The 8,045-nt window shown below is 40.5% G+C and carries 6 protein-coding genes; 4 read left to right on the top strand and 2 right to left on the bottom strand.

Going from position 1 to position 8,045, the window contains the following annotated elements; all coding sequences use genetic code 11:
* Positions 1 to 314: 314 nt before the first annotated feature.
* From NJ959_RS21825 to NJ959_RS21810, 4 genes are all read left to right on the top strand, one after another.
* Positions 315 to 2,189 carry an ABC transporter ATP-binding protein gene (locus NJ959_RS21825; RefSeq protein ID WP_254013854.1) on the top strand — a complete coding sequence of 625 codons (1,875 nt, stop codon included), beginning with the start codon at positions 315 to 317 and terminating at the stop codon, positions 2,187 to 2,189.
* Positions 2,190 to 2,195: 6 nt separating this feature from the next.
* Positions 2,196 to 3,122: a sulfotransferase domain-containing protein gene (locus NJ959_RS21820; RefSeq protein ID WP_254013853.1), complete on the top strand. Its 927-nt coding sequence runs from the start codon at positions 2,196 to 2,198 to the stop codon at positions 3,120 to 3,122.
* Between the two features lie 44 nt (positions 3,123 to 3,166).
* Complete coding sequence (locus NJ959_RS21815) at positions 3,167 to 4,138, top strand: phytanoyl-CoA dioxygenase family protein (protein ID WP_254013852.1); 972 nt, start codon at positions 3,167 to 3,169, stop codon at positions 4,136 to 4,138.
* A 119-nt stretch (positions 4,139 to 4,257) separates the two neighbouring features.
* Entirely contained in the window at positions 4,258 to 5,499 is a 1,242-nt protein-coding gene (locus NJ959_RS21810) for a glycosyl transferase family 90 (protein ID WP_254013851.1), read from the top strand.
* A 44-nt stretch (positions 5,500 to 5,543) separates the two neighbouring features.
* Here the strand turns inward: NJ959_RS21810 and NJ959_RS21805 are convergent, their stop codons facing one another.
* Both NJ959_RS21805 and NJ959_RS21800 read right to left on the bottom strand, forming a co-directional pair.
* Entirely contained in the window at positions 5,544 to 6,854 is a 1,311-nt protein-coding gene (locus tag NJ959_RS21805) for a TldD/PmbA family protein (RefSeq protein ID WP_254013850.1), read from the bottom strand.
* Positions 6,855 to 7,055: 201 nt separating this feature from the next.
* Positions 7,056 to 7,919, bottom strand: coding sequence for a Tab2/Atab2 family RNA-binding protein (locus NJ959_RS21800; RefSeq protein WP_254013849.1), 864 nt, complete (start codon positions 7,917 to 7,919; stop codon positions 7,056 to 7,058).
* Positions 7,920 to 8,045 lie beyond the last annotated feature (126 nt).

Below are 8,045 nucleotides of genomic sequence, written 5' to 3'. Positions count from 1 at the left end.
ATAGCTAGGGACTAGGGGCTTTCTTGCTAGGGATTAGGGAAAGAAAGGCGTTGTATCAAGGCTGGCGATAAAAATGAGCCAGAATCATATAAAACCCGTCGCGGTAAGGTGGGGGGATTCGTTGATTATTTAAGTCAAACTGACATTGATTATATTAACCAAAAAATTAAAGCTGAACTTTCCGGATTTTATAGATACAATTGAGAAATAAAATTTATGTATAAAGATAATCAATTGTCTTTCCTCATCTCAAAAAAAACGATTGTATTGATGAGGGAATGGTAAAACGATAGCAAGCAAATGAGGAGGGTAAAATGAGAGCAAATGTGATGCTGAAGTTTGTCAGCAACGATCCAGATCAGAAACAAACACCAGGATCAGTTAATAAACTATTCCGGCGTATATTTGAGTATATTTGGCAGAATAAATTTATCTTTTTAGCAGCATTAGGGATCATTTTCTGCCTGTCAATTCTCCAGATTATCATTCCCCAAATTGCCCGCTACTCTATTGATGTTGTTATCCCAGAGAAAAAAGTAAATCTCTTGCCTTGGATAGCAGCAGCTATTCTATTTGTAGCAATCCTGAGAGGAGTACTTGATTTTTCCCGTCTCTACTTGATGTCATTGTTCGGTCAAAAAATAGTTGAAAGTATCCGCAACGATTTATATCAACATATTCAAAAGCTATCTATTAGCTTTTTTGACAATCAGCGGACAGGGGATTTAATGTCCCGACTGGCGGAAAATGTTAATGCTATTGGCTCTTTGGTTTCATCTGATGTTTCCGAAATTTTAGTCGATAGCTTAACTGTATTGGCAATTGTTACTTACTTGTTTAGTGCTGATTGGCAAGTGGCTTTACTCTTGATTTTAACTTGGCCTTTGCAGATTTATATTACCCAAGTTTTTAGCAAATTTATCCAAGGTGCTTATCGAGACGTAGAAGATCAAGCCGCAGCAATTAACAATCAGATCCAAGATACAATATCTAATATCAATGCTATTAAGTCTTTTGGTAACGAAAAGTATGAAATAGATCGTTTTTCTGAGCAAAGCCGTAACTATGCGGCGGTGAATATTCGGGCGATTCGTCTTTGGTCTATATTCGTACCAACCATAGATACAATTAATATTATTGCTAGTTTAATCGTCTTGGTTGTAGGATCTTGGGCTGTCATAGCGGGTAGGTTGACAGTTGGCGAACTCACTGCTTTTTTTGCCTACACCAATCAAGTGAGTAAACCGATCCTCCGTTTCAGTAAAATGATGAACGTCGTGCAAAAAGCACTCGTAAGTTCTGAACGAATTTTTGCTATTTTGGATACGGAACCAGAAGTTAAAGATCGGGAAAATGCTATTGATCTTACCTCTGTTCAGGGTAGAATGAGATTTGAAGCTGTGGACTTTGCTTACAATCAGGGGGAAACTGTTCTCCATAACTTTACTCTCGATATTCAACCGGGAATGAGTGTAGCTTTAGTTGGGTCATCTGGTTCTGGCAAAAGTACAATTGCTAAACTAGCAGCTCGTTTTTATGACCCCCAAAAGGGTATGATTTTTATTGATGACCAAGATTTGCGCGATATTTCTCTAGACTCTTTGCGATCGAATTTGGGAATTGTCTCCCAAGAAACCTTACTCCTCTACGGTACTATCCGCGATAACATTGCTTACGGTAAACTAGAGGCTACAGATGCTGAAATTGAAGCAGCAGCTAAAGCCGCTAATGCCCATGATTTTATTATGGGTTTTCCGGATGGATATAACTCAATTATTGGCGAAAGAGGGGTAAAACTATCAGGAGGACAGCGACAGCGTTTAGCTATTGCTCGTGTTTTGGTTAAGAATCCACAATTTGTTATTCTTGATGAAGCAACTTCTGCTCTCGATACTGAATCAGAAAAACTGATTCAAGAGTCTTTAAGCAAGCTATTGAAAGGTCGCACTAGTTTAGTCATTGCTCACCGACTTTCTACGATTCAGAATGCCGATTTAATTGTAGTTTTGGAAGGAGGTAAAATCATAGAAAGTGGAACTCATGCTGAATTAATTGCGAAAGGAGGAAGGTATAGTAGTCTCCACAATATCCAATTTACTCAAAAATCAACTCTGCCAGAACAAACAGAAATGATCGATACAAATCAGAACAAAATAAACCAGATCCAAGCAATAGCGGAACTAGCATAATCCCTCATGGGACTATCCAAAAAACATGGAGCAACTATGAATACTCAAAATACAAATTGCCAACAGTATCTTCCACCAGCATGGTCATCTGCTATCTTCGCTCAATTTGACTGGAAAGCTGGTGATGTTGTCATCTCATCTGCTGCTAAACAAGGCACAACTTGGATGCAGAACATCGTACATCAACTCCGGACGGGTGGAGATGCTGATTTTGAAGATATTAATGAAGAATGTCCCCGGCCTGAATTTGTTGAATATCCAGGACAAGAGGATCGCGAACGACTGGAACGTTGGGAAAACGGTGTATTTAAAAAATACCCATTCCGTGCCATCAAAACCCATGCAGTTCCCCCCAAATTGCCCTTTGAACCACAGGTAAAATATATTATTCCCGTGCGGAATGGGAAAGATTCTCTAGTTTCTTTTTATTATTACCGCAACAATACCACAGAAGAATTTAGGGAACTTTGGGGAGGTAGACCTTTCCCATTTCCTTCTTTTGATGTTTTTTTTGACTGCTATTTACATCAGTGGCGATCCTATTGGAACTGTATCAATGCCTGGTTGCCTTATCGTCATTCCGAAAACGTATTGTTCATCCACTATGCCGATTTGAAACGGGATCTTGAAGGTAATCTAAACAGAATCGCTAACTTCCTGGATTTGGAGATATCATCAGGACAATGGCTCAGTATTATCGAAAAATGTGGTTTTCAGTGGATGCGGGATAATTCCCACAAATTTGAATCCAGAGTGATTCCTTTGAATATACCGATTCTTAACAAGGGAGGAATGATTCGTAAGGGAAAAGTAGGGGATTATCGCGATTTATTTACCCCCGAACAAGAAATAGAGTGGGATACTCTTCACCAAGAAATGTTACCTGATGAAGCAATCCGGAATTGGTGCGATAATGGTGGCAAATTGCCATAAGAAGAAGGAATGGGTAATTAGTAATTAGTAATTGGTAGTTTTCTATGGCACTCTTGACTGAAGCACAAGTTACAGAATTTCGCGATCGCGGTTATTTGGTCATCGATAATATTTTCGATCCCCAAACCGATTTCACTCCGATTATGGAAGAATATCAAGGAGTACTAGAGCGTCTCGCCCAGGATCTCTACGCCCAGGGTAAAATTACATCGCTGTATGGGGATTTGCCTTTTGAGCAACGCCTACTCGCTATTTACCAAGATAGTGGTAAAGTCCATGGTCAATACTTTAACCCTTCTCTACCAGCAGATGATGTTAAAGAAGATACTCCCTACTGGATTGGACCTGCAGTATTTCAGGCTTTGCGCCACCAACGCCTGCTAGATGCGATTGAGTCTATTATTGGCGGAGAAATCTATGTTGCCCCCATCTTGTATGCACGGATGAAACCACCAGAACATTTAACTCCTCGCGATAGCATGGGGCGTGTACAATTAGGTAAAACATTGATCCATCAAGATAATGCAGGTTTACTTCCAGAAGCTGATGAAACAGAAATGTTAACCGTCTGGTTTCCCATGAAAGATGCTACCGTTAACAATGGCTGTTTGTGCGTTTGGCCTGGCAGTCACCATCTAGGTTTACTACCACACAGTCTAGATCGAAGTAGACCTTATATTCCCACTGAATATCTGAAAACTAGTGGCAAAGCAGTACCTGTTACCGTCAAATGTGGCAGCGTATTATTCATGCACAAACGCATAATTCATGCCTCTTATGCCAATAAAAGTGAAGAAGTAAGATGGAGTTTTGACTGTCGCTATACCCCAATTCACCAGCCTAAAGTACGGGAATTTTTCCCTGGTTTTGTTGCCCGTAGTTACCAAGATCCTGAAACAGAACTTCACGATCCGGTAGTATGGGATCGTCAGTGGCACGAAGCCCGCCAGAAACTGGCAAAAGAAGGTACGCCTAAATTTCATCGTTGGACAGAGAATAAAACTTTAAGTCCATAGGGAGTCTATGGTAAGTCTGCTAATTGTTATAGAGAACCAAAAATACCGGACACAATATGACAGACAAAAAAAAACAGTATAAAATCAAATAAATTATATCGTAACTGGGGATATCAGCAATGAAAGTGAATCAGGGTTTTCAGATTATTCCGCCAGAGAAGGAGATAACTCAGCCGAGTGGTTCTACATATCTCATGGATGTGTTTGATAACGAGCTACTCGAGCTAATTGATGAACATCTTATCAAGCACGGATATTTTAGGATTCATGAACATGGACAAGAACTTCTCCATAGATATCCTTATTTTATAAATCTTCACGAAATTCGCATTATTCCATCAATTGACAAGCTACTAGACAGACAAATCACCCAATTCGTCAAGGTTGACAGTGACGGTAGTTTCTCCTTTTTTATTGCACGAGTTGAGGAAGGCGATAAATACCCTTTTCTTCTGAATGATGAACTCAATGTCTCCCAAACTGTCAAGTTGATTCTGCCCAGATTCTTGCCTTTAGCTATGTTTTTTGATAAGTTTGGGCAAAAATACCCCGGAATATCTGGTATTGCGCCTTTTTTTTATGGCGATAAAGGCAGAGGTTGTGGCAGTGTACTCTGTTATGACAGCAATTTTGACCATCATCTACTTTTACCTGACTCTGATTTCCTTTACAGACATGCTTATCAAGATTTCAAAGACCAATTAGTAACTCAGTCTATCCCCTGGGAGGCGCGTCAAGAAATTCTCTACTGGCGAGGTTCAGCAACAGGTGATAAAAAGAATGATGAGGAATGGCGAATTATGCCAAGATTTCGGCTTTGCCAACTAGCAACTGAGGTGGCTAATCAAGACTTGTTTGATATTAAAATTACACGAATTACTAACCGTTTTTCTTCACAAGAAGTGATTTCAGAAATTAAGAATAGTGGCTTTACTGCACCCTATACCGCTGCTATCGATCAGGTTAAATATAAATATTTAATTGATCTTGATGGTCATGGTAGCACTTGGACTGGATTATTTTTGCGGTTGTTAACAGGGAGTACACTGCTGAAGGTAAATTCTCAACGAGGATTTAGACAATGGTTTCATGATAGACTGATTCCCTGGGAGAACTATGTACCCATTAAATCTGATTTTTCAGATTTGGAAGAAACTGTTTTATATTTGAAGAGCCATGATGAATTAGCTAAGAAAATTGGCGAAGCAGGAAGGAAATTAGGTTATTCTATGACCTTAGAAAATGAAATTAATTATGCTTTACCTGTGATATTACAGTGCTTAGATGATAACGGAGATTTAGCAGGGCTAATGATGGATTTAGATCTGTTTTCATCTGAATCTAGGGTGCGTTACCTTTAGCTAACGTACCCTACTAGCTAACAAAAAAAACAATTAGCAATTCCCTACTCTTCTCCCATCACCGAGATTCCTTCTACAATTAGAGACGGAGTATAGCAAGGTCCATTCCAATCTGCATCTTCTCCTAGAGTTACTAATTGTTTAAGGACATTGTAAACATTCCCAGCGATCATAGTATCCTTAACGCGACCAATAATTTGTCCTTTTTGCACGCGGTATCCTAAATCTACATTAATTGAAAAATCCCCTGATATTCCCGGACCACCTCCTAATGTTTGATCCACAATTAATCCGTCATCCAATTGTGCAATTAAATTATGTAGGGAACCCTTTCCTGGTTGAATAAGTAAGTTGACTAAACCTGGAGTTGGATAACTACCCATACCAGGGCGAAAACCATTGCCAGTCGTACCAATACCGAGTAATCTCCCAGTAGTGCGATCGCAATAAAATTGTTGTAACTGCCCTTCCCGAATTAATAAAAGGGGACGAGTTGGCGTACCTTCATCATCAAAGGGGCAGCTATAGGGTCCAATATCTGGTTTTTGGGAAAGGGTAAGAGTAGCTGAAGTCACAATTTGATTTAGGCGCTCGCTCCAAGGTGATGCGCCTTCTAATACTTGTTTACCATTCAATGCTACTTGAATAGTATCCCACAGTAAATCTGCTGCTTTTGCTGTTAGTAAAACCGGGACTCTACCTTGAGGAGTTGGGACATTTTCCTTTGCCCATTCCAGGCGTTGTAATATTTGCTGAACTACTTTTTCATTAGCGAGAGTTCCCCTTTTTGTCTGTCCATCAGACACGCTCAAAAAGTCATCTCCTCGCACCCATTCTCCTGATAAAAAACAACTTAGTGTGGTATCAGTGTGATAGCAATCTAAGCCTTGGGAATTAACTAATCGAGTGGTTTCTTCTTCACAATCCCATTGTCCCATACAGAGGACTTCTGGGTATGCGTCCCTAATTTGGGCGATCGCAGTTTTGCCCATTTTTACTAATTCTTCTACGGATACAGTCTCCCCCAGATCGGGATATACTTCAGTTCTCGCCTCAGCAAGTTCCACGATTTCCGGTTCGTTAAGTTCAGTCATTGCCATCGCCCGATCCACTAAAATTTGGGGTTCAACAGGACCATAAGCAACTGCCAAACCCGGACGATTTTCACGCCATAATCGTAAAGCTACACCTTCTGCGTGAGAACTTTCTAATTGTTTGAGGCGATTAGCTTCAAAAAACACAGGTTTCGAGAGGGATCTCGACTGATAAACTTCACTTGCATTTGCCCCTGATTTCGCGGCTAACTCTAATAACTGTTCGGCATTCATAGATAAAGACAAATCGTTACAACCCATGATTTTTGTTATTTGTTATTTGTTATTTGTTGTTTGTTATTTGTTGTTTATTGGCAATATCCTCAACAATTTGCTCTAGAGATAATTAATTGTTATACGATAGATATTTATTCTGTCAGATTTATTATTTACCAACAACCAACAACCAACAACCAACAACCAACAACTAACAACCAACAACTAACAACCAACAACCAACAACTACTTTAACTCTTGTAACAGCCAAAATCCGGCAAAATTTTCTGAAGTTGGACTTGACTGAACAGCCAAAAAATGCACCTGACAAGCTCTTTCTTTAGCCGTCTCAAACCCTTTGGCTTCTGCTATAATTTTGGAATCTCTAATAGTGGCGAGAATCCAGCTATCACTCGCCCCAGTTTCCAATAACAATCTTGCCTTTGGCTCGCTTTCAACCCTGACAAATGCTAATTCTAATCCCGACATCCAAGCTGCTAGAGGTTTGGCTCGCTCAGAATATATAATGATGCCAGGAATTCGAGCATCAGGGGTTAACCCCACCAGAGAGAGAGGAAATCCTTCTCCAAAGTCAATATCCCACTCTGACATCTCCTCAAATGCGGCTCCATCCAAGGTGACAAAAGTCCATTTGTCTCCCTGCAAAGCTTCCGGTAATGGTTGAGGATTCTGAGGTGGATAGCGCACAAAGGAGGATGCGGCGGCGGCGGAATCGTATCCGGGTTGATTAGGATAGAAGTCTTCCATTCGTTCTTGCAACCACCGATCTAGTCTATAGGTACGGCGCGACGCAAGAGCAGGAATACCCAATTCTTCGCAGGCTTTGGTAATCATGTTACTCATCTGACGGCGAAAGAAGCGAATTTTCTGAGGCGGTTGGGGACTTTGGGCGATTGCCTTCTCTAACGTCTCTCGCAACCAAATGGAATTAACTTGTTGATTAGGGCAAAATTCTGAATAGTGAAACAGCGCCTCAGTGGGGTGGCGCGTATCTAAAGGAGTCTCGCAAACTAAGACTTCCCATATCTTTTTCTGATTCTCGTCCAAAATCGGACGGGAGTAAAAATCCAGTTCCCAAACGATACCCATGCTAAAACGTTTTAGTTGACCCTTTCCTTAATCATACGGGTCAGTGGTCGCTCGTTTAGCATCTCTTGGCTATTCTGAGATTGGGAGGTGAAATGTATCATCTGTTAAGGGGAAGGGGAAGGGGGA

Source organism: Limnofasciculus baicalensis BBK-W-15, assembly GCF_024178385.1.
In the GTDB taxonomy this organism is placed as follows: domain Bacteria; phylum Cyanobacteriota; class Cyanobacteriia; order Cyanobacteriales; family Coleofasciculaceae; genus Limnofasciculus; species Limnofasciculus baicalensis.
The sequence above is the reverse complement of the archived record's forward strand: the minus strand, read 5'-3'. Positions and strand labels throughout refer to the sequence as shown.